The sequence below is a fragment of the Herbiconiux daphne genome, assembly GCF_024979295.1.
GTDB classification, from domain to species: Bacteria; Actinomycetota; Actinomycetes; order Actinomycetales; family Microbacteriaceae; genus Herbiconiux; species Herbiconiux daphnes.
In genome coordinates this window covers 189,415-213,816 of the sequence record NZ_JANLCJ010000003.1, presented here as the reverse complement: position 1 = coordinate 213,816, position 24,402 = coordinate 189,415, and the positions used below count along the sequence as shown (strand labels likewise).

Below are 24,402 nucleotides of genomic sequence, written 5' to 3'. Positions count from 1 at the left end.
GTGGTGGGATGACCCAAGCGCCCTCCGATCCCGTCTCCGGCCCCGAGCCGACCGCCTGGCGCGACTGGAGCGAGCTCGCCGCCGCCGAGTGCGTGAAGGTTCCCGGCGCCGACGACGACAAATACACGCGCGGCGTGCTCGGCGTGGTGACCGGCTCGGCGGAGTTCCCCGGCGCCGCCGTGCTCGGCGTCGAGGCGGCCGTGCGCACCGGCCTCGGCATGGTGCGCTACCTCGGGCCCCGGCGACCGAGCCGCCTCGTGCTGCAGGCCCGGCCCGAGGTGGTCACCGTCGCGGGCCGGGTGCAGGCCTGGCTGATCGGGTCGGGCATGAATTCGGCGACTCGCACCGAGTCGGCCGGCGAACTGCTCGCCCACGCCCTCGACGACGGCACCCCGGTCGTGATCGACGCCGGCGCCCTCGACCTCGTGGGCCGGGTCACCGGCCCCGCCGTGCTCACCCCGCACGCCGGCGAGCTCGCGACCCTGCTCACCGCGGCCGGGTTCGAGGTCGACCGCCGGGCGATCGCGGCCGAGCCCGAGCGCTGGGCCGAGACCGCCGCCGACAGCACCGGATGCGTCGTGCTGCTGAAAGGGCGCGTCACGCACGTGTGCTCCCCGCTCCGCGACGGCGTGCGCACGGCGGCCCGCATCGAGGCGCCGTCGAGCTGGGCGGCGACCGCGGGCTCGGGCGACGTGCTGGGCGGCGTGGTCGGCGCCGTCGTGGCCACCCACGCCGACGAGGCCGGCGACCCGGCGCGCCTGGTGGCCCTCGCTGCCACCGGCGCCTACGTGCACGCCTGGGCCGCCGACCGGGCCTCCAACCGCGGCCCCATCGCCGCGCTCGACATCGCCGCGGCCGTGCCGCGCATCATCGCCCGCCTGGCGAGCGGCTCCGCCGACTGAGCCGACCAAGCAGACAGAGCCGACGAAGCAGACAGAGCCGACCAAGCCGATCAAACCGACTGAGTCTGAGCCTGAGCTCGAGCCCCGGCCCCGTCAGTCGGCCGACGCGACCAGGTCGACGTCGATGTACCCGGTGTCGTCGAGCTCGATCACGCCGAAGTCGGGCACCTGGATGCCGTAGGCCGCCAGATCGACGGGGATGCTGCCGGTCATCGCGCCGCTGTCGCCGTCGAAGTCGAGCTGCACCTCGGCCCGCACCTCGTTGGTGACGCCGCGGATGGTGAGGTCACCCACGATCTCGCCCTCCGACTGTCCCTCGGCGACCTCGACCGGCTCGGTCAGCACGAACGACGCCATGGTGTTGCCGCCGGTCGCGAACACGATCGTGCGCAACACGGCGTCGCGGGTGCCGTCGTCGCTCACGAGCGTCGACAGGTCGACCATGAACTCCGCGTCGGTGAGCCGGGAGCCCGACATCATCACGACGCCCGAGAGGTCGTTCGTGTGGCCGCTCACCACGTCGCCGTCGGTCGACGCCACGCGGTAGCCCACCGTCGACTCGGGGTCGAGGTGCCACGACGTGGTGGTCTGCGAGCCCGTGAGGGTGCCGTCGGGGGAGTCGAACACCGTCGGCATGACCTGCTGCATCGTGGCGCCGGGATCGAGCGAGACACCCTGACTCACGATCGGCACCGCCACCACCGCGACGGCGCCGACGGCGACGACGCTCGCCATGACGGCGACGGTGTACTTGACGGTGTTGTTCACTCAGCGGCTTCCGGTTCGTGGGATCGCCCCAGTCAAGCAAGTGAAGGTGGTCGGTGGCTGGGAGCCGCCGGAACGACACCTGTGCCGATGGTCACCGGGCATTCAGCCAGCCCGGATTAGGATGCATCCGTGCTGATACGCCTCCGACGACTCGCGGCTCATCCAGTCGTTCTCTGGGGCGCGTTCCTCGCCACCCACCTGTGGCTGGGCTATCTCGGCCTCACGCAGGCCAACGATCCGTTCGGCGACGTCACCAACGTCTACCTGCCGTGGGTGCAGCAGTCGCTCGACGGCTTCCGGCTCGGCATCGACGGGCCGTGGGTCTACCCCATCCTCGCCTTCCTGCCCATGCTGGCCGCGATGGTGCTGGGCCCGGGGCTCTACGGCATCGGCTGGGTCGTGATGGTCGCGATCGCGGATGCCGCGGTCTTCGCCTATCTGGTGGTGCGCCGTCGTGGCGCCGGAAACGACCGTCGCATCGTGGCGGCGTGGTGGTGGCTGGCCTTCTTGCTGCTGCTCGGGCCGGTGTCGATCGGCCGCATCGACATCTTCACCGTCGACCTCGTGATCGCCGGACTGCTCGTGCTGAGCACCCGCCCGGCGGTCGCCGGGGTGCTGCTCGCCCTCGCCACCTGGGTCAAGGTCTGGCCGGCCGCACTCATCGCGGCGGCCGTCATCGCGATGCGCCAGCGGCTGCGGGTGGCCGTGGCCGCGCTCATCACCCTCGTGGGTGTCGCTGCGGGTGCCATGGCGTTCGGTTCGGGCATGAACGTCTTCAGCTTCATCAGCGAGCAGAACGGCCGGGGCATGCAGGTCGAGTCGCCGGCGTCGACGCTGTGGATGTGGCTGGCCTTCGCCGGCGACCACTCCCAGGTGTTCTTCGATCAGCAGATCATCACGTTCGAGGTCACCGGCCCGGGCAGCGCCCTCGCGGCGAAGCTGATGACCCCGTTGCTCGTGGTGGCGGTCGCCGCCATCCTGGTGCTCGCGTTCCTGGTGGTGCGTTCGGGCGCGTCGTCGACCGTCGTGCTGCCGCCGCTCGCGCTCGCGCTCGTCACCGCGCTGATCGTGTTCAACAAGGTCGGCTCGCCGCAGTTCATGGTGTGGCTGTCGGCACCCGTCATCCTGGGCATCGTCACCCAGGGCCGGAGGTTCTTCGTGCCGGCGCTCACCGCGTTCGTGATGGGCGCGCTGACCCAGGTGATCTACCCCATCGCCTACGACTGGGTGATCGGGCTCGACCCCGTCATGCTCACCGTTCTCACCGTGCGCAACCTGCTGACCGTCTCGCTGCTCGTGATGGCCGTCGCGATGCTGTGGCAGAGTAGGAAGACCACTCCGAGAGAGGTTGAAGACGATGCTCGTGGCCTTTTCCGTGGCACCTTCCGGGGGGCCGTCACCCGACGCTAGCGTGCACGATGCCGTGGCGGCCGCTGTGGCCGTGGTGCGCGACTCCGGTCTGCCGAACTCCACCGATTCGATGTTCACCACGATCGAGGGCGAGTGGGACGAGGTGTTCGACGTCGTGAAACGCGCCACCCTGGCCGTGCAGGCGTTCGGGCCGCGCGTCTCGCTCGTGCTGAAGGCCGACATCCGGCCCGGTCACACCGGCGAGCTCACCGGCAAGGTCGAGCGCCTCGAAGCGGCCCTCGAGCGGCGCGACGAGGCCTGACCGCCCCTGCCAGACCGCCGCCGCCTCAGCTCGGCAGCACGTCGTCTTCGAAGTCGTCGGCCGACTGGTTGCCGAGGTATTCGTCGCGCGGCAGCAGGCCGTCTTGAATGGCCCGCTTGCGCAGGGCCACCTTCGTGCCCACGTCGATGCCGACCAGGCGGTACTTCTCGCGGATGCGCTTGAGGTAGCTCTTCGCGGTCTCCTCGGAGATGTCGAGGGCCTTCGCGACCTGCTTCACCGGCTCACCGCCGCCGTAGAGCGCCATCACCCGCCGCTCCTGCGCGCTCAGGCGGGGCGAGGCGTCGAGGTCGTCGGCCGCCAGGGCGAGGTCGAGCTCGGTCGAGATGAAGCTGTCACCGGCGGATGCCGCGCGGATCGCCTCGACGATCATGTCGGCCTCCTCGCTCTTCACCAGGTAGCCCAGAGCGCCGGCGGCGATGGCCTCGCGCACCACGACCGGCTCGGAGTAGGTGCTCATCAGCACCGTCTTCACCCCGGCCGACTTGAGGGCCCGCAGCTTCAGCGACACCGGCAGGTTGTCTTTGAGGTCGAGGTCGAGCAGCACGACGTCGACCGGGAACTCCGGATGCGTCAGCAACTCGGGCCAGGTCGTGACGGCCGCCACCATGGTGATGTCGTCGGCCGCTCCGCGGATCCACTCGGTGAGGGCGCCGAGGAGCATGCGATGGTCGTCGACGATGGCAAGGCGGATGGGATCGCGGGTGATCGTCACCTGGGGACTCCTTTCGTCCGGATCACCGTGCGGCATCCGGAACGACAACGTGGGCATCGACTCTGACTCTAAGCCGACCCGTGCGGGCGTCGACGGAGTACAGGCCGACTCGGGACAATGCCGACCAGACAGCCGGGTCGATTCGGCGCCGCGGGATGCCGCCGACCGACAGGGTTATCGGAAGCACCATCATATCGGCCGGCGTCGTTCTGGTCTTGGCGTCGGGGCCGCCCACCACGAGCTCGATCGTGGGGGTCCAGCGACCGGATTCGTCGACGATCAGCCAGATGGCCGAGAGCAGCCCGTCGCGCTGGGCCGGTTCGAGATAGCCCGCGAGCCCGTCGGGGTCGCTCAGCGTCACCACGGGGGCGAGGTACTCCGACTCGGAGATCGCGTGGTGCAGCCAGGTCTCCCGCCGGCCGGCCACGAGCATCCGCCGCAGATCGGTGGCGAGCATCGAGGCGGTCGACGAGAGATCGCGATCGAGGGGCAGTGCCGCGCGCCCGGTGGCGACATCCTGCAGCAGTTCCTCGGCGGCGAGGTCGAGCCGGGCGAGTTCGGTGGAGGCCAGGATGCCGAGTCCGTAGCGCGGGGCGTCGATGGTGCTCTCGATCACGGTGCGGTCGAGTTCGCGCTGCACGAGCTGGCCGAACGACCGCACCATCACGATGCCGGCGACGGCCGGCACGACGGTGAGCACGAGCTGGGCCACGCCGACCGAGGCACTCGCCGGCATGGTGAGCGAGAGCCAGCCGAGCCCCAGGAGCGAGATGCCGGCCAGCACGCTGACCGAGAGCACCATGTTCGCCATCGGGCGGAACGTGACGCAGGCGAGCAGGGTCGCCCCCACGCCGATGCCGACCGTGAGGTAGTTGGCTTCGTTGCCGCTCAGCAGCAGGGCGGCGTAGTCGAGCCCGAGGGCGATGCCGTCTCCGGTCACCACCACGACGAACGCCCACCCCGGCAGGCTGCCCCGGCGCCGCCGGCTGCGGGCGTAGAGGGCCGCGAAGGCGAACAGGGCCGCCACCACGACCCAGCCGATGAGGGTCAGTGCCCGCCAGTCGTTGTAGGGCCAGGCCAGCCAGAACGACGCGACGCCGCGGATGATGAGCAGGATGCCCACCATGACGGCCCCGACGCCGAGGTAGCCGATGCCGAGGCGCGAGTTGAGCTCGATGCCCTGCCGCACGGCGTCGACGGCCCGCGGGCCCATGCGGCGGGCCCGCACGAGCTCGGTCAGGGCGCTGTCGGACGGCGTGCGCGTGCGCCCGCGCAGGGGGCCCGTTCCGCTCATTTCGGCACCTCGAGCACGACGGTCGTCCCCGAGCCCGGGGACGAGAACAGTCGCACCTTGCCGCCGACGTCGCGGATGCGCGCGATCACCGATTCGGCGAGGCCCAGGCGGCCGACATCCACGGCCTCCAGATCGAAGCCCACGCCGGAGTCGGTGACCATCGCGCGCACCGTGCTGTCGTCTTCGGTGATCGTGACGTCGGCCGAGCCGACCTCGGCGTGCCGGCGCACATTCTCGAGGCACTCCGACAGCGACAGCAGAAAGGCGTCGAGAACGTGGCTCGGCAGCAGGATCTGGCCCGATCCGTGCCACGCCACCTGCAGTCCCATGCGCCCGAAGCGCTGCTTGACCGACTCGAGGGTGTGGCCGAGGTCGCTCGTCTCGACCGGCTCGAGCGTGTAGCCGCCCGACGACCGCGGCATCGGGGTGCCGCCGAGCCGCAGTTGACGCAGTAGCCTGGCGTCTTCGCTCGCCTGGTTGCGCAGCGCGTCGGGATCGACCCCGACGCCCGAGTGCGCGAGCAGGGTGAGCGTGGCCAGCACCGTGTCGTGCAGCAGGCGCGCACCGTGCCGGCGCTGGGCCTCGGTCTCGCTGGCCTGGCGCTCGACGGCGTGGGCCCGGCCGAGCCGCGCCATGCCGCCGAAGGCGCGCCGCAGGCTGGCGGAGAGCCAGGCGGCGGCGACGAACAGCGACACCCACCCCACGGCGAGGGCCACGAGCACGTAGGCGACACGGTCGGAGGGCCAGGTGGCGAGCGTGGTCAGCACGAGCACGGGCACGTAGCCGGGCAGCACCAGCCAGAGCAGGCGAGAGGATGCCGCGATCGTGCCGATCAGCGAGGGGATCGCCGTCGAGGCGAAGAACGTGACTGCGCTCGCCATCGCGGAGTCGGTCACAGCGGCGCCGGGCAGCAGGAAGGTGGCCAGCGTGGCGAGCCCCAGCAGGTAGGTGAGGCCCGGGATGACGAGCGACCGCGATTCGCCGACGAAGTAGAACGCGACCCCTGTCAGCGCCATCAGCGCGAGACTCGGCGCGAACGAGCCGAGCTGCCCGAGATGGGGCAGAACGACGCAGGTCATGGCCGACGCGGTGAAGAGCAGCCCGAAGTTGCGGGCCGATCGGGTCAGCAGTTTGCGGCGCTCGCGCTCGGTTCTCGGCATCAGACTCCCGCGACTCCCGGCACATCTGCATGATACAGCCGCGTGACCCCTGAATTGGGGAGCGTGCAAGTCGACAGGTGTCGCTAAAGTGAAGACCAAGACCTGGGGGGAATTGGCCGGGGAACCGTTGGCAAGGCGGTTCCCCGGCCGCATTTTTTTTGCGGCCCTGCCTCAGCCGGCCCCGCCCGGCCAGGCGCTCGGGTCGCCGCTCAGCTGGCGAGCAGCCGAGAGATCTGAGCGCCGACGGCGTCGAACTCGATCAGGAATCCGTCGTGGCCGAAGTTCGACTCGATCACGACGGGCCGGTCGCCGTCGAGCGTGTTCGGCAGGTGCCGGGCGATCAACTCCTGGTCGGCCACGGGGAACAACCGGTCGCTGTCGATGCCGATGACGAGCGTGGTGGCGGTGACCGACTGCAGGGCCGGCACCACTCCCGCGCGCCCACGCCCGATGTCGTGCGAGTTCATCGCCTCGACGAGCGTGATGTAGGTGTTCGCGTCGAATCGCCGGGTGAACTTGTTGCCGTGGAAGTCGAGATACGACTCCACGGCGAACTTGCCGCCACCGCCGAGCGGGCTGATGCCGCTCTGCCAGCTGCGCTTGAAGCGGTCGTTGAGTTCGGTAGGACTTCGGTAGTTCAGCAGCGCCATCCGCCGGGCCAGGGCGAGACCCTGGTGCGGGCCCTCGCCGTCGGCCGCGTCGTAGTAGTCGCCGCCGTGGAACAGCGGATCGGCCCGGATGGCCTGGATCTGCACCGAGTTCAACGCGATCTGATCGGCCGAGCTCGTGGCGGGCGCGGCGATCACGGCGAGGCGTTCGAGCTGGTCGGGAAAGCGCACGCCCCACTCGAGGGCCTGCATGCCGCCCATCGATCCGCCGACCACGGCGAACCACCGGTCGATGCCGAGTCGCTCGGCGAGCACCTGCTGGGCGCGCACCTGGTCGGCGATGCTCGTGTAGGGGAAGCGGGCGCCCCACTCGACGCCGTCGGGAGCCATCGACGACGGACCGGTGGTGCCCTGGCAGCCGCCCAGCATGTTGGGGGCCACGACGAACCAGCGATCGGTGTCGATCGGCAGACCCGGGCCCACGAGGCCGGGCCACCAGCCGTCGGTTGGCTGGCCGGGGCCGGCGGGGTGGTTGAGGTTGCTGTCGCCGGTGAGGGCGTGCAGCACCAGGATGGCGTTGTCGCGCTCGGGCGAGAGCGTGCCGTAGGTCTCGTAGGCGATGTGCACGTGCGGCACCACGTCGCCGTGCTCGAACACGAAGTCGCCGATCGCCTCGAACCGGCGCCGCCCCACCGGATCGCCCACCCGCCACGCCCCGGATGCCGGCGGCTTGCCGAGCACCGATCGAATCTGCGCCTCGGTGATGAACCCGCTAGGAACCGTGTCTTCGTTAGTCTGCCAGTCCATGTGTATCTTCCTGCTGGGCTGCTGCTGCGCGGCGGCCCAGCAGCCGGCGCCGCCGCCCCTGCGGCGCCGGGCGACATGTTCCCGTGCGGTCGCTCTCGCGGCCGCGCGCTCACCCTGGGTCGTCCAGGAGCGGCCTCTTGCGTTCGCTCCCGGTCTCTTGATTCTGGACGAGCGAGAGGCCCGGCACGTCATTGTTACGTGCCGGGCCCCTCGACTGTCTGGCTAAACCGCGTTCGCCTTGACGGTCGCGCGGGCCGCGGCGAGACCCTGCTCGAGGTCGGCCTTGAGGTCGTCGATGTTCTCGAGGCCCACCGAGAGGCGCACCAGGCCGGGGGTGACACCGGTGGTGAGCTGCTGCTCGGGGGTGAGCTGCGAGTGCGTCGTCGAGGCCGGGTGGATGACGAGCGAGCGCACGTCGCCGATGTTGGCCAGGTGGCTGAACAGCGACAGGCTCTCGACGAAGGTGCGGCCGGCATCCACGCCGCCCTTGAGTTCGAACGAGAGCACGGCGCCGACGCCCTTCGGGGCGTACTTGTTGGCTGCGGCATACCAGGGGCTCGACGGCAGTCCGGCGTAGTAGACGGTGGCGATGTCGGCGTGGTTGTCGAGCCACTCCGCGATCTCCTGCGCGTTCTGCACGTGGCGCTCCACCCGCAGCGAGAGCGTCTCGATGCCCTGGATGAGCTGCCAGGCGCTGGCCGGAGCGATGGAGGAGCCGAGGTCGCGCAGCAGCTGCACGCGGGCCTTGATGATGTAGGCGATGCCGTCGCCGAGCACGCCGGTGTAGCTGGCCCCGTGGTACGACGGGTCGGGCTCGGTCAGGCCGGGGAACTTCTCGACGTTCTTCGACCACTCGAACTTTCCGCCGTCGACGATGATGCCGCCGATGACCGTGCCGTGGCCGCCGAGGAACTTCGTGGCCGAGTGCACGACGATGTCGGCGCCGTGCTCGAACGGGCGGATGAGATAGGGCGTGGCGATGGTGTTGTCGACGATCAGCGGCACGCCGTTCTCGTGCGCGACATCCGCCACCAGCTCGATGTCGAGGATGTTGATCTTCGGGTTGCCGATGGTCTCGGCGAAGAACAGCTTCGTGTTGGGCCGCACGGCGCGGCGCCATTCGTCGGCGTCGTCCTGGTTCTCGACGAAGGTGGTCTCGATGCCGAGCTTCGCGAGCGTGTACTTGAAGAGGTTGTAGGTGCCGCCGTAGATCGACGACGACGACACGATGTGGTCGCCCGCCTGGGCGATGTTGAGCACGGCGAAGGTCTCGGCGGCCTGGCCCGAGGCGACCAGCAGCGCTGCTGTTCCGCCTTCGAGGGCGGCGACGCGCTCTTCGACCACGTTCTGGGTGGGGTTCTGGATGCGGGTGTAGATGTTGCCGAACTCCGCGAGGGCGAACAGGTTCTTCGCGTGCTCGGCGCTGTTGAACACGTAGGAGGTGGTCTGGTAGATCGGCGTCGCACGCGCGTTGGTCACCGGGTCGGGCTGGGCGCCCGTGTGGATCTGTTTCGTCTCGAACTTCCAGTTCGCAGCGTTGTCGCTCATGGACTTCTTCCTCAAAGTCAGGGGATTTGGGCTCTTCGAACAGTAGGCGCGGCCCCGGGAGGGGTCAATCGCCCCGGACACGCGGCGTAACGTTATGCGCCGCGGGCGGAGGGGGCGAAGAGCCACTTCGCGCGGGGCGCGACGAGCGGCCGGAAGACGCGCTGCACGACCTTCGTCGAGAGCGCCACGGCGATCAGGATGCTGAACGCGATCATGCCGACGAGCAGCAGGTCGTTCTGCGGCCCGCTGAGCACGCCCGACTCCCGGATCGGGTAGAGCACGAAGCTGTGCAGCAGATAGACGTACATGGTGGCCTGGCCGAGCGGCGAGAACCAGGTGGAGCGCCGGGGCATCAGCGTGAGGAAGGCCAGGATGAGCACCACGGCGAGCGCGATGGCGCCGAGCCGCAGGGCCCCCGCCCACCACTGGTCGTAGCCGAACTCGGGATAGGCCTGCTCGAACAGGAAGACGCGCCTGATCTTGAGGTCGCGCCAGAGCGGCACGTTCACCGCGATCACCACGGCCAGCGCCGCGAACACGGCGACCGCTCCCGCACGCACGATCAGGATGCGCCGTTGCGACGCGCGGATCCAGATGGCGGTCACCGGCAACTGCCGGATCTTCCAGCCGAGCACGAAGAACGGCAGCAGCGCCAGGGTGCGGTCCAGGGCGAACGCGCCGCCGACGCCGGGCAGGTAGCCGGCCGCCACCGACACCACGACCGAGATGAGGAACGGGAATCGCAGCAGCGCGAGGTAGGGCAGAACGACGCGCCACACGATCAGGGCGAGCAGGAACCACAGCGTCCACGACGGCGTGACGAGGTCGATCGACGGGCTGCCGGCCCGGAGGGAGTGGATGACCGACCAGATGGTCTCGAAGATCAGGTAGGGCAGCACGAGGTCGGTGACGATGCGCTTCAACTGCTTCACGCCGGGCGGGTTCGCTTTGGCGAAGTAGCCGGCGACCGCCACGAACACCGGCACGTGAAAGGCGTAGACGAAGAGGTAGACACCGTAGGCGGTGTCGGACTCGGCGATGAGCTTGAGGATGGCGTGCCCGATCACCACGAGGGTGATGGCGATGAAGCGCGCGTTGTCCCACAGGGGCACCCGCTTCGTCTGACCGGGCACCGCAGCGGGAGCGACCGGAGCAGACACGATTCCACACTACCTTTGAAGGTGCGGAAGGGACCGGGGTGGTCCCGGCCGGCAGAAGGATGCTGATGAAGCGAGCAGTGGTCACAGGAGCGAGTTCGGGAATCGGCGCGGCCACGGTGCGGCTGCTCCGCGCGCACGGCTGGAACGTGGTCGGGGTCGCCCGCCGCGAGGACCGCCTGCGCGAGCTCTCCGCCGAGACCGGAGCCGAGGTGTTCGTGGCCGACCTCACGGTGCAGGCCGACATCGACGCCCTCCGCGACCACCTGCGGGCGACCGGGGGCGTCAGCACCCTCGTGAACAACGCCGGCGGAGCCATGGGTCTCGACCCCGTCGAGGCCGGAGACCCCGACGACTGGCGCTGGATGTACGAGATCAACGTGATCGCCGTGCAGCGAGTCACGAGCGCCCTGTTGCCGCTGCTGCGGGAATCGGTGGAGCCGGGGGGCGTCGCCGACATCATGACCGTGTCGTCGATCGCCGGCCACATCGCCTACGAGGGCGGTGGGGGCTACAACGCGTCGAAGTTCGCGGTGCACGCCATGATCGACGTGCTGCGTCTCGAGCTGAGCGGTGAGCCGATCCGCGTGCTCGAGATCGCGCCGGGCATGGTGAAGACCGAGGAGTTCTCGCTCAACCGGTTCCGCGGCGACCAGTCGCGCGCCGACGCGGTCTACGCGAACGTGCCCGACCCGCTGAGCGCCGACGACGTGGCCGCCACGATCGTGTCGACCCTCGAACTGCCGCCGCACGTGAGCCTCGACCTCGTGGTGATCAAGCCGGTCGCGCAGTCGGCCGCCTACAAGGTGGCGCGGGGCCCGCTCGAGGTCAAGAAGCCGACCGCGGAATAGCGCCCGGCCGCGGGTCGTCGAGCGGCACGGTCGCGTCGGCGAAGGCGAGTTTGGGCACGAAGAACAGCAGCACCGCGGCCACCAGGGCGCCGGCCGAGCAGATCGACCACACGATCAGGTAACCCGACAGGCTCGACGCCGTGGCCGTGACGGCCGTCGACGCACCCTGGAACAGCACCACGGCGAAGATCGCGGATGCGAATGATCCGCCGATCGTCTTCGTGGTGTTGGTCAGCCCCGCGGCGATGCCGGTCTGACCCGGGGGAGCGGCGGCGGCCGCCGCGGCCGGCAGCGCCCCGACGAGCGCACCCGAGCCGAGCCCGGCGATGAACATGTTGACGAAGACCTGCCAGGTCTCCTGGTGGAACGGCAGGAACAGCGCGTAGCCGATCGCCACGAGGAAGGTGGCCCCGATGAGCGCCACCCGCGGGCTGGTCGCCTTCGACAGCAGCGGGAAGAGCAGGGCGCCGACGATCATCGAGATCAGGTAGACGCCGATCAGCAGCGAGCGGCTCGTGGCGCCGAGCCCGAGCCCGTAGCCGTTGACCGGATCGGTGCCGGCGAAGGTGCTGAGAGGGGCCTGCGCTCCGAGCAGGCTGATGCCCACGAGGCCGGCCGTCAGCTGAACCGGCCACATCGCCGGCTGCCGCAGAACGCGCAGGTCGATCGCGGGGTCGCGCTGACGCAGCTCGTAGCGGCCGAACGGGATGAACACCAGCACTCCGGCGGCGATCAGCGCCCACACCCACCAGGTGTCCGCCCCGTTGATGCGCAGGAAGGTGAGACCGCTCGTGATGAGCAGCAGGCCGAGGGTGAGGATCGAGAATCCGGCGACGTCGAGCGACCGGCCGGGCGTCGGCTGCGATTCCGGCACCCCGAACAGGATGGCGAAGAACACGAGCGTCACGGCGATGGCCGGCAGCACCATGGTGAGCGGCACGTTCTCGCCGAGGGCGGTGAACACCAGGCCGCCGGCCAGCGCGCCGATGATCGCCCCGGTCTCGAGCGCCACCACCAGCAGCCCCGCGGCACGCCGGGTCTGCGATGCCGCGCGCCCGGTGCGCCGGCCGCGATCGAAGATGAGGGCGACCTCGAGCGGCAGCCAGACCACGTAGAAGCCTTGCAGGGCCCAGGCGATGAGAAAGCTCGTGAAGTCGCCCGCGGCCACGAGCCACCAGCTCGCCAGAGCGGTCACGACCGTCGAGATCAGCAGCATCCGCTTGTGTCCGACCATGTCGCCGAGCTTCGCGAGCACCGGCACCACGAGCGCCGAGAGCAGCAGTTGTGCGGCTTCGAACCAGTTGAAGTCGGCGTCGCGGATGCCGAGATGCTTCACCAGGTCGGGGATGAGCGGAACGTAGTAGCCCTGGATGATGCCGCTCGTGATCTCGACCAGGAACAGGAAGCCGATCAGCGACGCCGTCACCCCGATCGCGACCCTCGTCGACCGTGCAGATTCCGGTAGCGTGGCCCCCATGAGTTTGAGCGTAGACCCTGAGCCCACCGCCGCACCGGAACGGGAGGTGCTCGGCTGGCTCGAGTTCGGCGACGCGTCGCGCTCGCTGGCCCGCGACATCGTCGAGAGCGGTTTCGTGCCCGATTTCGTGATCGCCATCGCACGCGGCGGCCTCATCCCGGGCGGAGCGCTCGCCTACGCGCTCGGCGTGAAGAGCTGCGGCAGCCTCAACGTCGAGTTCTACTCCGACATCGAGGAGACCCTGCCCGAGCCCATCATCCTGCCCCCGCTGCTCGACAACGAGCCGCTGATCGGCAAGAACGTGCTGCTCGTCGACGACGTGGCCGACTCGGGCCGCACCCTCGCCCTCGTGGTGGAGCTGCTCGAGAAGGTCGACATCACCGTGAAGTCGGCCACCCTGTTCATCAAGCCGCGCTCGGTGATCGCGCCCGACTTCCACTGGAAGACCACCGACCGCTGGATCGTCTTCCCGTGGTCGGCGCACCCCCCGGTCAGCGCGGAATCGATCGACGCGTCGTGAGCATCCACCTGGTGGGCGGCGGCTGGCCGTTCGACGACGACGGCGCCGTCTACCGCCCGTTCTTCGAGGAGGTGTCGGCGCACGCCGAGGCCGCCGGAAAGCTCGAGGGCGCCCACCTGGCCATCGTGCTGGTGCGCGACGGCGATGCGCCCGAGAAGTTCGCCGAGCTCGTCACGGCCTACGAGCAGTTCGCCAAGCTCGAGCCGGTGGGCGTGCTGTCGCCCGAGAACGCGCCGATCGACCCGGCGGTCTTCGCCGACGTCGACGGCATCGTGGTCTGGGGCGGTCTCACCCCGGCGTACCGCACGTCGCTCGAGCCGTGCTTCGGCGAGATCCGGCGCCTGGTGGCATCCGGAGTTCCCTACCTCGGTTTCTCGGCCGGCGCCGCCATCGCGGCCGAACGGGCCATCGTGGGCGGCTGGAAGATCGACACCGTCGAGATCGGCTCCGAAGACGCCTCGGAAGACCTCGAGCAGCTCACCGTCGCCGAGGGCATCGGCCTGATCGACCTGTCGGTCGACGTGCACGCCGCGCAGTGGGGCTCGGTCAGCCGCCTGATCGCCGCGGTGGAGGCCGGTGCGGTCGACGGCGGCGTCGCCATCGACGAGCACACGGCGCTGATCGTGGGGGAGGGCCCGCTGCGCGTGGCCGGCCGCGGCAGCGTCTGGAAGGTCACCCCCGACTCCGGCAGCGTGCGCGTCTCGACCGCGGGCGCCGACGCGAGCTGAGGATGCCGGGCCTCTCGCTCGCCGCGCTGGCCGAGAACGGGTCGATCGACCCGGGTTGGGCGACGGCGCTCGCCCCGGTCGGCGACCGGATCGCCGGGCTCGGCGACTTCCTGCGCGCCGAGAACGCCGCCGGGCGGGGCTATCTGCCGGCCGGCCCGAACGTGCTGCGCGCCTTCGGCACACCGCTCGAGAACGTGCGCGTGCTCATCGTGGGGCAAGACCCCTATCCGACACCCGGGCACCCGATCGGGCTCTCGTTCGCGGTGGAGCGGCACGTGCGGCCCCTGCCGCGAAGCCTCTCGAACATCTACCGGGAGCTGAACGACGACCTCGGCATCGCGCCCGCCGAGCACGGCGACCTGTCGTCGTGGAGCGCCAACGGCGTGATGCTGCTGAACCGCGTGCTGACCGTGCAGCCCGGCGCTCCCGCGTCTCATCGCGGCAAGGGCTGGGAAGAGGTGACCGAGCACGCGATCCGGGTGCTCGTGGCCCGAGGCGGCCCGCTCGTGGCCGTGCTGTGGGGCCGGGATGCCGCCGGGCTCGTGCCGCTGCTCGGTGCCGTGCCGCACGTGAGCTCGCCGCATCCGAGCCCCCTCTCGGCCAGCCGCGGCTTCTTCGGCTCGAAGCCCTTCAGCCGGGCCAACGACCTGCTCGTCGCGCAGGGCGCGGAGCCCGTGGACTGGACCGTCTCGTGACCGTCGTGCGGCCGCATCCCTGGCTAGGCTGACAGCATGTTGGAAGAGGAGTATCAACCGCGCCGCCGGCTGCCCCGCGAGCTCCGCCCCGTCACGGGCGAGAAGCCACCGCTCGAGGTGCCGTTCGAGTACTCCATCCGCGATGCGGTCGAGACCGACCTGCCCTACATCCGCGAGATCTACAACCACTACGTCGCCAACACGGTGGTCACCTTCGACGAAGACGCGATGACCCTCAAGGAGTGGCGGCACAAGTTCGCCTGGACGCGCAAGCAGAACTACCCGTTCCTCGTGGCCGTGTCGCCGACCGGCACCCTGCTCGGCTTCGCCTACGTGTCGGCCTGGAAGCAGAAGGCCGCCTACCGGCGCACGGTCGAGAACTCGATCTACCTCGGGCCCGCGGCCACCGGCAAGGGGCTCGGGCGTGCGCTGCTGGCCGAGCTGATCGACCGGTCGAAGGCGGCGGGCATCAAGGAGATCCTGGCCGTGATCGCCGACCGGGGCGCCGAGGCGTCGATCAGGCTGCACGAGAGCTTCGGGTTCAAAGAGGTGGGCCGGCTGGGGCGCGTGGGGTTCAAGTTCGGCCACTGGCTCGGCACGGTGCTGCTGCAGAAGTCGCTCAAGTAGCCCCGGCCCCGGTCGGGTCGCCCCACGGGGAGTAGCCCTGCCTCGGGTCGCCCGGAATCAGGTGGCCTTGGGAGCGTGGTCTCCGCCCAGCTCGAGCAGCAGCACGCCGCCCACCACGAGGCCGATGCCGACCAGCTGCTGCCAGGTGAGCAGCTCGCCGAACACCAGCCAGCTCACGATCGCCACGAGCACGACTCCGGCGCCCGCCCACACGGCGTAGGCGATGCCGAGGGGCACCCCGGCGCCGAGCGTCAGGCTCAGCATCGTGAACGCCAGCAGGTAGCCGGCGGCGACGATCAGGTAGTCCCACCACTTGGCGCTCTCGCCGGAGGCCACGCGCAGGAACGTGGTCGCGACGACCTCGGCGACGATCGCCACGGAGAGATAGAGATAGCCCACGGGTGCTCCTTCGGTCGGGATCATGCGAATGCTACTGGAGCGGCCGACGGCCGCCGTGCGCGCCGCCCCGCGCGGTATCGTCGCTCGTGTGACCGAGATCCACGACCTCACCGCGCTCGAGCAGTACCGGTTCCTCCAGCGAGGAGAGCTCGGCGTGCTCGAGGTGGTCGACCACTACCTCGAGCGCATCGACAGGCTCGACGGCGGGCTGGGCGCCTTCCACACGGTGACGGCGTCCGAGGCCCGCGCCCGGGCACGGGAGGTCGAGGCATCCGTTCCGCGCACCGCACCGCTCTGGGGCCTCGCCTACGCCGACAAAGACCTCGTGCGCCGCGCCGGTGTGCGCACGACCTTCGGGTCGCGCGTGTTCGCCGATTTCGTGCCCGACGAGAGCGACGAGCTGCCGCTGCAGCTCGACAGCGCGGGCGCCGTGAGCCTCGGCAAGACCGCGACCCCCGAGTTCGGGCTGCCGAGCTACACCGAGAACCTGGTGGCGCCGCCCGCCCGCGACCCCTACGACACGAGCCTGGGCGCCGGCGGGTCGAGCGGCGGCGCGGCCGTGGCCGTGGCGGCGGGACTGCTGCCGTTCGCGCCCGGCTCCGACGGCGGCGGCTCCATCCGCATCCCGGCGGCCGTGTGCGGGCTGGTGGGGCTGAAACCCAGCCGGGGGCTCGTGCCGGCCGGGTCGGGGCAGGACTCGCTCGCCGGCCTTCCGGTCGCCGGGCCGATCGCGCGCACGGTGTCGGATGCCGCCCTGCTGCTCGACGGCATGATCGCGCGTCGTGGCGACCGCATCCTGCACCACCACACCCTGCGGGCGCCGACGTTCGACGACGGCCTCTTCCTCGGGGCGGCGGTGCGCGGCGAGGGGCGGTTCCAGGTCGGGGTGACCACCGGGTCGCCCTGGGAGACGGCCTACGACATCCACCTCGATCCCGAGGCGCGCGCCGCGCTCGACGTCGCCCGCGACACGCTCGTCGCGCTCGGCCACGGCATGGAGGAGTTCGCGGTCGAACCGGCGCCCGACTACCCCGACGCCTTCCGGGTGATCTGGCAGGCGGGCGCGTCGCAGATCCCGGTCGACGACGACAGCGAGCAGCTGCTCGAGCCGCTGACGCGCTGGCTCGTGCACCGCGGGCGGGCGCTCCCGGCGTCGGATCTGGTGCGGGCTCTGGCGACCCTGTCGGCCTACGAGCGCTCGATCGTGCGGCAGTTCGACCGTTTCGACGCCGTGCTCATGCCGACGCTCGCGATGACGCCGCGGCCGATCGGGTGGTACGACCGCGACGACGGCGAACGCAACTTCGCGCAGCAGGTGGAGTACACGCCGTTCACGTCGTTCGTGAACGTGAGCGGGCTACCGGCCATCACGCTCCCGGTGCATCGCACCCCCGACGGTCAGCCGATGGGCGCGCAGCTGATCGGGCGCCCCGGCGGCGAGGCCACGCTGCTCTCGCTCGGCCGGCAACTCGAGCGCCGGCTGCACTGGGACCGGGTGCATCCGCCGCAGTGGTGACGGCCCGATTCCGGCCCCGACGTGGCCCGCAGTCGTGAGTCTGCCGAATGCCGGAGTTATGTATGGCAATCCTAAGTTAGGGATGCCTATACTGACTTCATCATGTATGTGATCGCTTCTGACGCCACCGTCGTCTCCCGTGCTGCCGGCCGTGTGCTCCTCGCCGGAACCGAGGCGAACCTCGACGAGATCCGCGCGATCGTCGCCACCCTCGCCGACAACGCTCGCGGGCAGGTGTTCATCGAGGTGCCGTCCGCTGCCGCGATCGACCCGATGGCCACGCCCGAGCGCGTGACGGTCACCTGGCTGGCCCGCGACGTGCGCTCCGGCGACATGGGCACGGGCCTCGCCTGCGCTCCCGGGCAGGCGGTCGCCCGGGCCATCCGCGCCTGGGTCGGCGAGATGTCGACCGGCGACGCCGACATCGACGGCGATGCAATCTGCGTCTGGCTCGGCAAAGACGTGCCGCACGACGCCGCGTCGGTCTAGTCCTTCAGATAGTTCCCGTCGCGAAGGCCCGCCTCGATCTCGAAGTGGTTGGTCAGCGGGTTCTGCCCGGCCAGAGCGTAGAGCAGCGGGAACATCATGCCGTACTGCTGCCACTGCGTGCGGTGCACGGCCTCGTGGCGCAGCACCCGCGGCGCGTCGTTCGTGTCGGTGAGGTAGACCCCGCCGATGCACGTGCCGCCCCGGCGGAACGCCCACGACGGCATGCCGGCGCACACGAACAGGCCGTCGACGCGCCGGATGCGCCCGGTGCTGAACAGCGCCCCGAGCGTGAGCCCGACCGCCGTGGCGTAGAGGTAGCCCGCCCGCGCGACCGGCGGTGCGTAGAGAACAGCCCGGATGCGCTCCATCACGCGCTGGCGTCCCGCCCGTAGGTCTCGAGGAACCGCAGCCAGACCTCGCTGATGGTCGGGTAGGAGGGCACGGCGTGCCACAGCCGGTCGAGCGGCACCTCGCCCACGATGGCGACCGTGGCAGAGTGCACGAGCTCCTGCACCGCGGCGCCGACGAAGGTGACACCGAGCACGACCTTGCGGTCTTCGTCGACCACCATGCGGGCGCGGCCGGCGTAGCCGTCGAGGTAGACGCTGGCGCCGGCGACCGAGCCGATCTCGTAGTCGACGACCTTGGTGCGGTACCCGGCCTTCTCGGCCGCGGCGGCGGTGAGTCCGACCGAACCGACCTGCGGGTCGGTGAAGGTCACCTGCGGCACGGCCTCGTGGTCGGCGGTGGCCACGTGGCGGCCCCACGGGGCATCCGACACCGGCAGTCCTTTCGCGCGCGCCACGATCACGTCGCCGGCCGCGCGGGCCTGGTATTTGCCCTGGTGGGTGAGCAGCGCACGGTGGTTGACGTCACCGGTGGCGTAGAGCCACTCGCCCGCGAGCGGCTCGCCGTCGTCGCCGAGCACGAGCATGGTGTCGTCGGTCTCGAGCCACTGGTTCGGCGTGAGGCCGATGGTCTCGATGCCGAGGTCGCCGGTGCGCGGCAGGCGCCCCGTCGCCACGAGGATCTCGTCGGAGTCGATGACCTCCCCGCCCGGCAGCGTGGTGTGCACGACCCCGTCGGCGTCGCGGGAGACAGCGGTGGGGGAGCCGCCGATGCGCAGGTCGACCCCCAGGTTCTTGAGCGATTCGGCCACCAGTTCGCCGGCGAACGGCTCCTGGTTCTGCAGGATCACGGTGCGGGCCACGAGGGTGACCTCGGTGCCGAACGACGCGTAGGCGGTCGCCATCTCGACCGCGACCACGCCGCCGCCGATGATGACGAGACGGGCCGGGGCCTTCTGGGCGCTGGTCGCCTCGCGGCTCGTCCACGGCGTGGCGTCGGCGAGACCCGGGATGTCGGGCAGCAGCGGCACCGAGCCCGTGGCCACCACGACCGCGTTCCGCGCGCGCAGCTCGGTGACCGTGCCGTCGGGCCCGGTGACCGTGACCTCCTTCACGCCGGTGAACACGGCGTGCCCGCGCACCAGGCCGATGCCGGCCCCCTCGACCCAGCTCACCTGGCCGTCGTCGTGCCAGTCGCTCGTGAACGAGTTGCGCCGCCGGAACACCGCGGCGACGTCGATCTCGCCGGTGACCGCCTCGGCCGCCCCGCCGACCCGCTGGGCCTCGCGGATGGCGTCGCCCGCGCGGAGAAGGGCCTTCGACGGCATGCAGGCCCAGTAGGAGCACTCACCGCCCACGAGTTCGGCCTCGACCAGCACGGCCGAGAGCCCGCCCTGCACGGCACGGTCGGCCGCGTTCTCGCCGATGGCTCCGGCTCCGATGACGATGACGTCGTATTCCGTGGTCATGACAACTCCTGATCGCTTCGTGGCTGCTGCGCGGCCCCCGGCCCACCCGGCGGGCTGCCGTTTCTTCTCATTCTCCGATGAACACCGCGTCGGTGCGCGAGAGGAAGGCCCGCATGCCGATGCGGGAATCCTCGGTGGCGACCAGCCGCACGAGTTCGGGCTGGAGCTCTCGGGCCGCGGCGGCGTCACCGGCGCGCACCGCGAGCCGCGCGTTCGCGAGCGTGGCCTGCACGGCGAGCGGCGCCTGAGCGGCCACCCGCTCGGCGATCTCGAGTGCGCGGGGGAGCAGCTCCGCGGGGGAGACGACCTCCTGCACGAGCCCGAGCCGCCGGGCTTCGGCGGCGTCGAACAGGTCGCCGGTGAGCATCCACCTCATCGCGTCGCCCCAGCCCGCGACGCGCGGAAACCGCAGCGTGGCACCGCCGAAGGGCAGGATGCCGCGACCGACCTCCACCTGGCCGAACCGCGCATCCGTCGCCGCGACCACGATGTCGCTGGCCAGCATGAGCTCGATGCCGAGCGTGAGGCAGATTCCCTGCACGGCGACGACGACCGGTTTGCCCACGCCATCGCCCTCCATGCGCCAGGGGTCGAGGCCGCCGTCGGGCACGAACCGCAGACCCTCGGGCGTGATGCGGGGCCCGAGATCGGCGAGGTCGAGACCGGCCGTGAAGTGCTCGCCGACGGCGTGCACCACGGCGACCCGCAACTCCGGGTCGCGATCGAACGCCCCATAGGCGAGCGCGAACTGCTGCAGCAGCTCGAAGTCGGCGGCGTTGCGCTTCTCGGGCCGGTCGAGCCCGATCAGCAGCACGTGCCCGCGTCGCTCGGTGACGATGCGCGTCATCGCACGAGGGCCGACACGATGCGCAGGATGGCCGGCAGGTCGTCGACCGCGGCCTCGGGCGTCGACGGCGCGAACTCGGTGATGCCCGCGCCGACCACGGTGAACTCCTCGCGCACGGCCCGGATGGCGGCCGTCAACTGCGCCGTCGTCACCCCGAAGGGTTCGGGGAACGCGATGCCGGTGATCTCGCTCGGGTCGAGCACGTCGAGGTCGACGTGCAGGTAGACCTCGGTCGCGCCGGTGTCGCGCAACGCGAGCACGACGGCATCCGGGCTGTCGAAGCGATCGGGCGAGATGAGCGCGATGCCGGCCTCTTCTGCGTAGTCGGCCTCGGCGTCGTCGAGCGCGCGCGTGCCCGCGAGCACCACGAGCCCCGGCTCGACCACCGGCGAGTCGGCGAACTCCGCGGGACCTCCGCCGAGCAGGGTGCGCAGCACCATGCCGTGGAACGCCCCGGAGGGAGAGGACTCGGGCGTGTTGAGATCGGCGTGCGCGTCGAACCACACCACCGCGACCGGCCCGGCCGAGCGCCGCACGGCGGCCCGGATGGCGGCGAACTCGACCCCGCAGTCACCGCCGATCACGATCGGCACGTCGGTGACGTCGGCGAGGGCCTGATCGACCGCCTCGGCGACGACGGTGAGCGACGAGAACCGGTGCACCCCGGTCTCGAGCGACTCACCGGCTCCCGCCGGCACCTCCACCAGCCGGGTCGCCGACGAGGGCAGGTCGCCCCGAATGGCGTCTGCCCCGTCGATCAACCGCATGGCACGGCTCGAACCCGAGCCCTGCCACTGCGGCACGACCACGAATGTCGCGGGCACCAGCGCCTCCGCGCCTATTCGCCGCTCGTCACGGCCTTGGAACCGGATGACGTCTTGAGCGCGGCGAGGCGGGCCTCGACCTCGGTCAGCTCACCGATGTCTTCGAGGCTCTCGAACTGGGCGTCGAGGCTCGACGCGTTGAGCTCCTCCTGGCCGCGCACCCGGGCCTCCTCGCGACGGATCTTGTCTTCGAAGCGGCCGAGGTCGCTCGTGGGGTCGAGCACGTCTATGTTCTTCAGCGCATCCTGCACCTGGCTCTGCGCCTGGGCGGTCTTGGCGCGGGCGACCAGGCTGTCACGCTTGGTCTTCAGCTGGTTCAGCTTCTCTTTCATGGCGCCGAGGCCGGCCTTCAGCTTGTCGACCGACTCGGTCTGCGACGCGATCGACGGCTCGGCGCTCTTGGCCTCGTTCTCGGACTGCAGCTGGCGGGTCAGCGCGACCTTCGCCAGGGCGTCGAACTTGTCGGCGTCGACGGTGTTGCCGGCCGTGCGGTATTCATCGGCCTTGTTGCTCGCGGCGAGGGCCTTGCGGCCCCAGTCCTCGGCCGCGGCGACGTCGTCGCGGTGGTCTTCTTCGAGCAGACGGAGGTTGCCGATGGTCTGGGCGATGGCGCTCTCGGCGTCGGCGATGTTCTCGGTGTAGTCGCGAACGAGCTGGTCGAGCATCAGCTGCGGGTCTTCCGCCTGATCGATGAGGGCGTTGATGTTCGCCTTCGCGAGCTGCGCGATGCGTCCGAAGATGGACTGCTTGCTGGTCATGCTGATCTCCTTCTGTTCTGGCTAATCGTGGCACTGATACGCGTTCTGGTGCGAGGTGCGGGGCAGGTCGATCAGAAGCGGCCGCCACCGCCGCGCCGGCCGCCACCGCCACCACCGCCGAAGCCGCCGCCTCCTCGGCTGCCGCCGCCCCAGCCGCCCCGGGAGCCGCCACCGCCGCCGCCGAAGATGCTGCCGCCGCTGTAACCGCCCGAGCGGCTGCCGCCCCCGCCGCTGAGAAGACCGCCGAGGATGCCGCCGAGCAGGGCTCCGGTGAAGTCGCCGCCGCCCCCGCCGCCCATGCCGGGCATGCCCTGGTTGCCCGATGACTGGGCCCAGGTGACGTCCTGCTGCGCCGTCGACGACGCGAGCTGGGCCAGCTGCGCTGCGCTCGACGCCTCCCGCAGCGAGCCCTCGGGGTCGGTGGTGGCGGTGGCGAGTGCTTGATCGAGGTGCCGCTGGGCTTCGGAGAGGCGGGTGCGGGCATCCGGACCCACCGCTCCGCGTCGGGTCTGGAGGTAGCTCTGGGCCGCCGCTATCTCGCTCTGCGCGGTGCTGATGGCCCGGTCGCGCTGGGCGGTCAGGCGGGCGACCCGCTCCTGTTCGCTGCGTACGGTGGCCAGGGCCGCGTCGAGCGGGGCGTTGGCCTTCTCGAGTGCGACGCGCGCGTTGAGCGGGTCGCGGGCGCCGCTCGTCTGCGCCCGCCGCACCTCGACGGAGAGGCCCGCGGCGAGCGGGTCGAGCCGGGCGGCGTTCGGATCGGCGGCGGCGTCGAGCCGTGCGGCCTCGGCGAGGTCTTGCTGCGCGTCGGAGATGGCCGCGTCGAGGCCGGTCGCGGCCTGCTCGAGATCGCGCTCGAGCGTCGCGATCGAGGTGACGAGCGTCTGAGCCTGCGTCACGGCCTGGCGAGCGGCCCGGATGCGCAGTGCAGCCTGGGCGTTGTCGCCCGACGTGATCGACTGCGCCGCCTGGTCGAGCTGCGTGCCGGCGAAGGCGCGCAGCTGGTCGGCCTGCTCGACGCTGCCGTTCACCGTGCCGAGCGCGGGTGGGTCGTAGCGTGCGGTGAGCCGGCCGAGGCGCTCGCGCGCGTCGGTGCCCGAACCGGTGAGCGCCGACAACTCGCCCTTCGCGGTCTCGAGGGCCGTCGTGGGGTCGCGTTCGACGTCGCGGAGGGCGGTGAACGCGTCGGTCTGGGCGTCGAGCTTGTCGGCGGCGGCGTCGCAGAGCGCGATGATCTGCTCCGACCACGCGCGCCGTTCGGCGTCGGTGTCGGGTTCGGCGTCGTCGAGGCGCTGCTTCAGCGTGAACGCCTGCGACAGCGACGCCTTCACCTCGGTGAGCACGTCGGAGAAGGTCTTCGTGGCCTCCGCGCCGAACTGGGCGACCGCGAACCCGAGCTCCTCCTCGCTCGAGGTGACGGCGTCGTCGAGGTCGACGAGCACCGCCCCCACCTGGCGGTCGAGCTCCTTCTGCGTCGGGCCGCTCACCGCCGCTTGCTGATTGACCGATCGATCGATCGACCGGCGCCGGCGCAGCACGAGCACGACGACGAGGGCCGCCACCACGACGATGATCAGGATGGCGATGACCCAGACGAACCCGCCGAGACCGCCGCCCGTGCTGGAGTCACCCGAGCCGCCCGACCCTCCGCCGAGGGCGTCGCCGATGCCCTCGGCCGCGGCGATGCCGGCGCCTGCCCAGTCGTCCTGCCGCAGCGCGGGCACGATGTCGTCGGTCTGGATGGCGCTCAGCTGGTCGACGGTCAGCGGCGAGTCCGACGCGACCGACAGCTGGTAGACCCGGTCTTCGGTGGCGACGGCGAGGAGCGCGTCGTTGGTGCCGAACTGGTTGATCTCGGCGACGTCGTTCGCCCAGGCCTCGCGGTCGGACGGGTTGGTGAAGCTGTCGGTGTAGATGACGAAGAGATTCACGCCGTGCTCGGTCGACAGGGTGTCGAGAGCGTCTTGCAGCTCGGCCTGGTCGCCGCCCAGCACGCCCGACTCGTCGGCGATGTAACGCCCGCCGAGATCGACGGGGTCGCCCGCGAAGGCGGGCAGGGCGGGGGCGAGCACGGCGAGGCCGATCGCTGCGACGACGGTGGCGACAGTGGCGAAAACAGGGCGGATGCTCGCCGCGCGGCGATTCCGGTGCGGGTGTCTCATTGACCCAGATTCTAGGAGGGCGGCGCCGCGGGCGTCTATGAATCTGA

25 protein-coding genes are annotated in these 24,402 nt (G+C 70.7%); 10 read left to right on the top strand and 15 right to left on the bottom strand.

Annotation, left to right across the window (positions count from 1 at the left end; translation table 11 throughout):
- Positions 1-8 precede the first annotated feature (8 nt).
- Positions 9-902: an ADP-dependent NAD(P)H-hydrate dehydratase gene (locus N1032_RS09755; protein WP_259538867.1), complete on the top strand. Its 894-nt coding sequence runs from the start codon at positions 9-11 to the stop codon at positions 900-902.
- Positions 903-995: 93 nt separating this feature from the next.
- Here N1032_RS09755 and N1032_RS09750 read toward each other — a convergent pair whose 3' ends face one another.
- Positions 996-1,670 carry a YceI family protein gene (locus N1032_RS09750; RefSeq protein ID WP_259538866.1) on the bottom strand — a complete coding sequence of 225 codons (675 nt, stop codon included), beginning with the start codon at positions 1,668-1,670 and terminating at the stop codon, positions 996-998.
- A gap of 129 nt (positions 1,671-1,799) precedes the next feature.
- On the opposite strand from N1032_RS09750, the gene N1032_RS09745 reads away from it, so the two are divergent.
- Both N1032_RS09745 and N1032_RS09740 read left to right on the top strand, forming a co-directional pair.
- On the top strand, positions 1,800-3,080 hold the full coding sequence (locus N1032_RS09745) for a DUF2029 domain-containing protein (RefSeq protein ID WP_259538865.1): 1,281 nt from the start codon (positions 1,800-1,802) through the stop codon (positions 3,078-3,080).
- Complete coding sequence (locus N1032_RS09740) at positions 3,028-3,342, top strand: thiamine-binding protein (protein ID WP_259538864.1); 315 nt, start codon at positions 3,028-3,030, stop codon at positions 3,340-3,342. Before N1032_RS09745 ends, N1032_RS09740 begins: the two co-directional genes overlap by 53 nt.
- A 25-nt stretch (positions 3,343-3,367) precedes the next feature.
- On the opposite strand, the gene N1032_RS09735 is transcribed toward N1032_RS09740, so the two are convergent.
- The 6 genes from N1032_RS09735 to N1032_RS09710 form a co-directional block, all read right to left on the bottom strand.
- Positions 3,368-4,075 carry a response regulator gene (locus N1032_RS09735; protein ID WP_259538863.1) on the bottom strand — a complete coding sequence of 236 codons (708 nt, stop codon included), beginning with the start codon at positions 4,073-4,075 and terminating at the stop codon, positions 3,368-3,370.
- Between the two features lie 22 nt (positions 4,076-4,097).
- The gene (locus N1032_RS09730) at positions 4,098-5,369 is read right to left on the bottom strand and encodes a hypothetical protein (protein WP_259538862.1); all 1,272 of its coding nucleotides are present in this window, start codon (positions 5,367-5,369) and stop codon (positions 4,098-4,100) included.
- Entirely contained in the window at positions 5,366-6,529 is a 1,164-nt protein-coding gene (locus N1032_RS09725; protein ID WP_259538861.1) for a sensor histidine kinase, read from the bottom strand. Before N1032_RS09725 ends, N1032_RS09730 begins: the two co-directional genes overlap by 4 nt.
- A 209-nt stretch (positions 6,530-6,738) precedes the next feature.
- Positions 6,739-7,944, bottom strand: a complete 1,206-nt coding sequence (gene metX, locus N1032_RS09720) for a homoserine O-acetyltransferase MetX (protein ID WP_259538860.1) — start codon at positions 7,942-7,944, stop codon at positions 6,739-6,741.
- 222 nt (positions 7,945-8,166) lie between these two features.
- Positions 8,167-9,492, bottom strand: coding sequence for a bifunctional o-acetylhomoserine/o-acetylserine sulfhydrylase (locus tag N1032_RS09715; RefSeq protein WP_259538859.1), 1,326 nt, complete (start codon positions 9,490-9,492; stop codon positions 8,167-8,169).
- 92 nt (positions 9,493-9,584) lie between these two features.
- On the bottom strand, positions 9,585-10,652 hold the full coding sequence (locus N1032_RS09710; RefSeq protein WP_259538858.1) for an acyltransferase family protein: 1,068 nt from the start codon (positions 10,650-10,652) through the stop codon (positions 9,585-9,587).
- A gap of 59 nt (positions 10,653-10,711) precedes the next feature.
- Here N1032_RS09710 and N1032_RS09705 point away from each other — a divergent pair, with 59 nt between their 5' ends.
- Positions 10,712-11,500 carry an SDR family oxidoreductase gene (locus tag N1032_RS09705; protein WP_259538857.1) on the top strand — a complete coding sequence of 263 codons (789 nt, stop codon included), beginning with the start codon at positions 10,712-10,714 and terminating at the stop codon, positions 11,498-11,500.
- Here N1032_RS09705 and N1032_RS09700 read toward each other — a convergent pair.
- Positions 11,478-12,977, bottom strand: a complete 1,500-nt coding sequence (locus N1032_RS09700) for an MFS transporter (protein ID WP_259538856.1) — start codon at positions 12,975-12,977, stop codon at positions 11,478-11,480. The genes N1032_RS09705 and N1032_RS09700 overlap by 23 nt on opposite strands.
- On the opposite strand from N1032_RS09700, the gene N1032_RS09695 reads away from it, so the two are divergent.
- From N1032_RS09695 to N1032_RS09680, 4 genes are read left to right on the top strand one after another with little or no spacing between them, the layout of a single operon-like run.
- Positions 12,976-13,497: a phosphoribosyltransferase gene (locus N1032_RS09695; RefSeq protein WP_259538855.1), complete on the top strand. Its 522-nt coding sequence runs from the start codon at positions 12,976-12,978 to the stop codon at positions 13,495-13,497. The genes N1032_RS09700 and N1032_RS09695 overlap by 2 nt on opposite strands.
- On the top strand, positions 13,449-14,225 hold the full coding sequence (locus N1032_RS09690; protein ID WP_259538854.1) for a Type 1 glutamine amidotransferase-like domain-containing protein: 777 nt from the start codon (positions 13,449-13,451) through the stop codon (positions 14,223-14,225). The genes N1032_RS09695 and N1032_RS09690 overlap by 49 nt, the downstream gene beginning before the upstream one ends.
- Before the next feature lie 2 nt (positions 14,226-14,227).
- Complete coding sequence (locus tag N1032_RS09685) at positions 14,228-14,920, top strand: uracil-DNA glycosylase (RefSeq protein ID WP_259538853.1); 693 nt, start codon at positions 14,228-14,230, stop codon at positions 14,918-14,920.
- 36 nt (positions 14,921-14,956) lie between these two features.
- Entirely contained in the window at positions 14,957-15,547 is a 591-nt protein-coding gene (locus N1032_RS09680) for a GNAT family N-acetyltransferase (RefSeq protein WP_259538852.1), read from the top strand.
- 57 nt (positions 15,548-15,604) lie between these two features.
- On the opposite strand, the gene N1032_RS09675 is transcribed toward N1032_RS09680, so the two are convergent.
- The gene (locus N1032_RS09675; RefSeq protein WP_259538851.1) at positions 15,605-15,970 is read right to left on the bottom strand and encodes a DMT family transporter; all 366 of its coding nucleotides are present in this window, start codon (positions 15,968-15,970) and stop codon (positions 15,605-15,607) included.
- A 64-nt stretch (positions 15,971-16,034) separates the two neighbouring features.
- Here N1032_RS09675 and N1032_RS09670 point away from each other — a divergent pair, with 64 nt between their 5' ends.
- Positions 16,035-17,462 (top strand): amidase, encoded by a 1,428-nt coding sequence (locus N1032_RS09670; RefSeq protein WP_259539177.1) that lies wholly within the window; start codon positions 16,035-16,037, stop codon positions 17,460-17,462.
- A gap of 102 nt (positions 17,463-17,564) precedes the next feature.
- Complete coding sequence (locus N1032_RS09665; RefSeq protein WP_259538850.1) at positions 17,565-17,951, top strand: SIP domain-containing protein; 387 nt, start codon at positions 17,565-17,567, stop codon at positions 17,949-17,951.
- Here the strand turns inward: N1032_RS09665 and N1032_RS09660 are convergent.
- From N1032_RS09660 to N1032_RS09635, 6 genes are all read right to left on the bottom strand, one after another.
- On the bottom strand, positions 17,948-18,319 hold the full coding sequence (locus N1032_RS09660; protein WP_259539176.1) for a Fe-S oxidoreductase: 372 nt from the start codon (positions 18,317-18,319) through the stop codon (positions 17,948-17,950). The two genes, N1032_RS09665 and N1032_RS09660, sit on opposite strands and share 4 nt — an antisense overlap.
- Positions 18,319-19,767, bottom strand: a complete 1,449-nt coding sequence (locus N1032_RS09655) for a dihydrolipoyl dehydrogenase family protein (protein ID WP_259538849.1) — start codon at positions 19,765-19,767, stop codon at positions 18,319-18,321. The genes N1032_RS09660 and N1032_RS09655 overlap by 1 nt, the downstream gene beginning before the upstream one ends.
- Positions 19,768-19,834: 67 nt before the next feature.
- Positions 19,835-20,614 (bottom strand): crotonase/enoyl-CoA hydratase family protein, encoded by a 780-nt coding sequence (locus N1032_RS09650; protein WP_259538848.1) that lies wholly within the window; start codon positions 20,612-20,614, stop codon positions 19,835-19,837.
- Positions 20,611-21,438 (bottom strand): arginase family protein, encoded by an 828-nt coding sequence (locus tag N1032_RS09645; protein ID WP_259538847.1) that lies wholly within the window; start codon positions 21,436-21,438, stop codon positions 20,611-20,613. Before N1032_RS09645 ends, N1032_RS09650 begins: the two co-directional genes overlap by 4 nt.
- Positions 21,439-21,452: 14 nt before the next feature.
- The gene (locus N1032_RS09640; RefSeq protein WP_259538846.1) at positions 21,453-22,196 is read right to left on the bottom strand and encodes a PspA/IM30 family protein; all 744 of its coding nucleotides are present in this window, start codon (positions 22,194-22,196) and stop codon (positions 21,453-21,455) included.
- A gap of 71 nt (positions 22,197-22,267) precedes the next feature.
- Positions 22,268-24,355 carry a TPM domain-containing protein gene (locus N1032_RS09635; protein ID WP_259538845.1) on the bottom strand — a complete coding sequence of 696 codons (2,088 nt, stop codon included), beginning with the start codon at positions 24,353-24,355 and terminating at the stop codon, positions 22,268-22,270.
- Positions 24,356-24,402: the final 47 nt, after the last annotated feature.

Coding starts and splice junctions, on each gene's coding strand:
- N1032_RS09755 (WP_259538867.1), top strand. CDS start 9: ATGACCCAAGCGCCCTCCGATCCCGTCTCCGGCCCCGAGCCGACCGCC.
- N1032_RS09740 (WP_259538864.1), top strand. CDS start 3,028: ATGCTCGTGGCCTTTTCCGTGGCACCTTCCGGGGGGCCGTCACCCGAC.
- N1032_RS09730 (WP_259538862.1), bottom strand. CDS start 5,369: ATGAGCGGAACGGGCCCCCTGCGCGGGCGCACGCGCACGCCGTCCGAC.
- N1032_RS09725 (WP_259538861.1), bottom strand. CDS start 6,529: ATGCCGAGAACCGAGCGCGAGCGCCGCAAACTGCTGACCCGATCGGCC.
- metX (WP_259538860.1), bottom strand. CDS start 7,944: ATGGACTGGCAGACTAACGAAGACACGGTTCCTAGCGGGTTCATCACC.
- N1032_RS09715 (WP_259538859.1), bottom strand. CDS start 9,492: ATGAGCGACAACGCTGCGAACTGGAAGTTCGAGACGAAACAGATCCAC.
- N1032_RS09705 (WP_259538857.1), top strand. CDS start 10,712: ATGCTGATGAAGCGAGCAGTGGTCACAGGAGCGAGTTCGGGAATCGGC.
- N1032_RS09695 (WP_259538855.1), top strand. CDS start 12,976: ATGAGTTTGAGCGTAGACCCTGAGCCCACCGCCGCACCGGAACGGGAG.
- N1032_RS09700 (WP_259538856.1), bottom strand. CDS start 12,977: ATGGGGGCCACGCTACCGGAATCTGCACGGTCGACGAGGGTCGCGATC.
- N1032_RS09685 (WP_259538853.1), top strand. CDS start 14,228: ATGCCGGGCCTCTCGCTCGCCGCGCTGGCCGAGAACGGGTCGATCGAC.
- N1032_RS09680 (WP_259538852.1), top strand. CDS start 14,957: ATGTTGGAAGAGGAGTATCAACCGCGCCGCCGGCTGCCCCGCGAGCTC.
- N1032_RS09675 (WP_259538851.1), bottom strand. CDS start 15,970: ATGATCCCGACCGAAGGAGCACCCGTGGGCTATCTCTATCTCTCCGTG.
- N1032_RS09665 (WP_259538850.1), top strand. CDS start 17,565: ATGTATGTGATCGCTTCTGACGCCACCGTCGTCTCCCGTGCTGCCGGC.
- N1032_RS09660 (WP_259539176.1), bottom strand. CDS start 18,319: ATGGAGCGCATCCGGGCTGTTCTCTACGCACCGCCGGTCGCGCGGGCG.
- N1032_RS09655 (WP_259538849.1), bottom strand. CDS start 19,767: ATGACCACGGAATACGACGTCATCGTCATCGGAGCCGGAGCCATCGGC.
- N1032_RS09650 (WP_259538848.1), bottom strand. CDS start 20,614: ATGACGCGCATCGTCACCGAGCGACGCGGGCACGTGCTGCTGATCGGG.
- N1032_RS09640 (WP_259538846.1), bottom strand. CDS start 22,196: ATGACCAGCAAGCAGTCCATCTTCGGACGCATCGCGCAGCTCGCGAAG.
- N1032_RS09635 (WP_259538845.1), bottom strand. CDS start 24,355: ATGAGACACCCGCACCGGAATCGCCGCGCGGCGAGCATCCGCCCTGTT.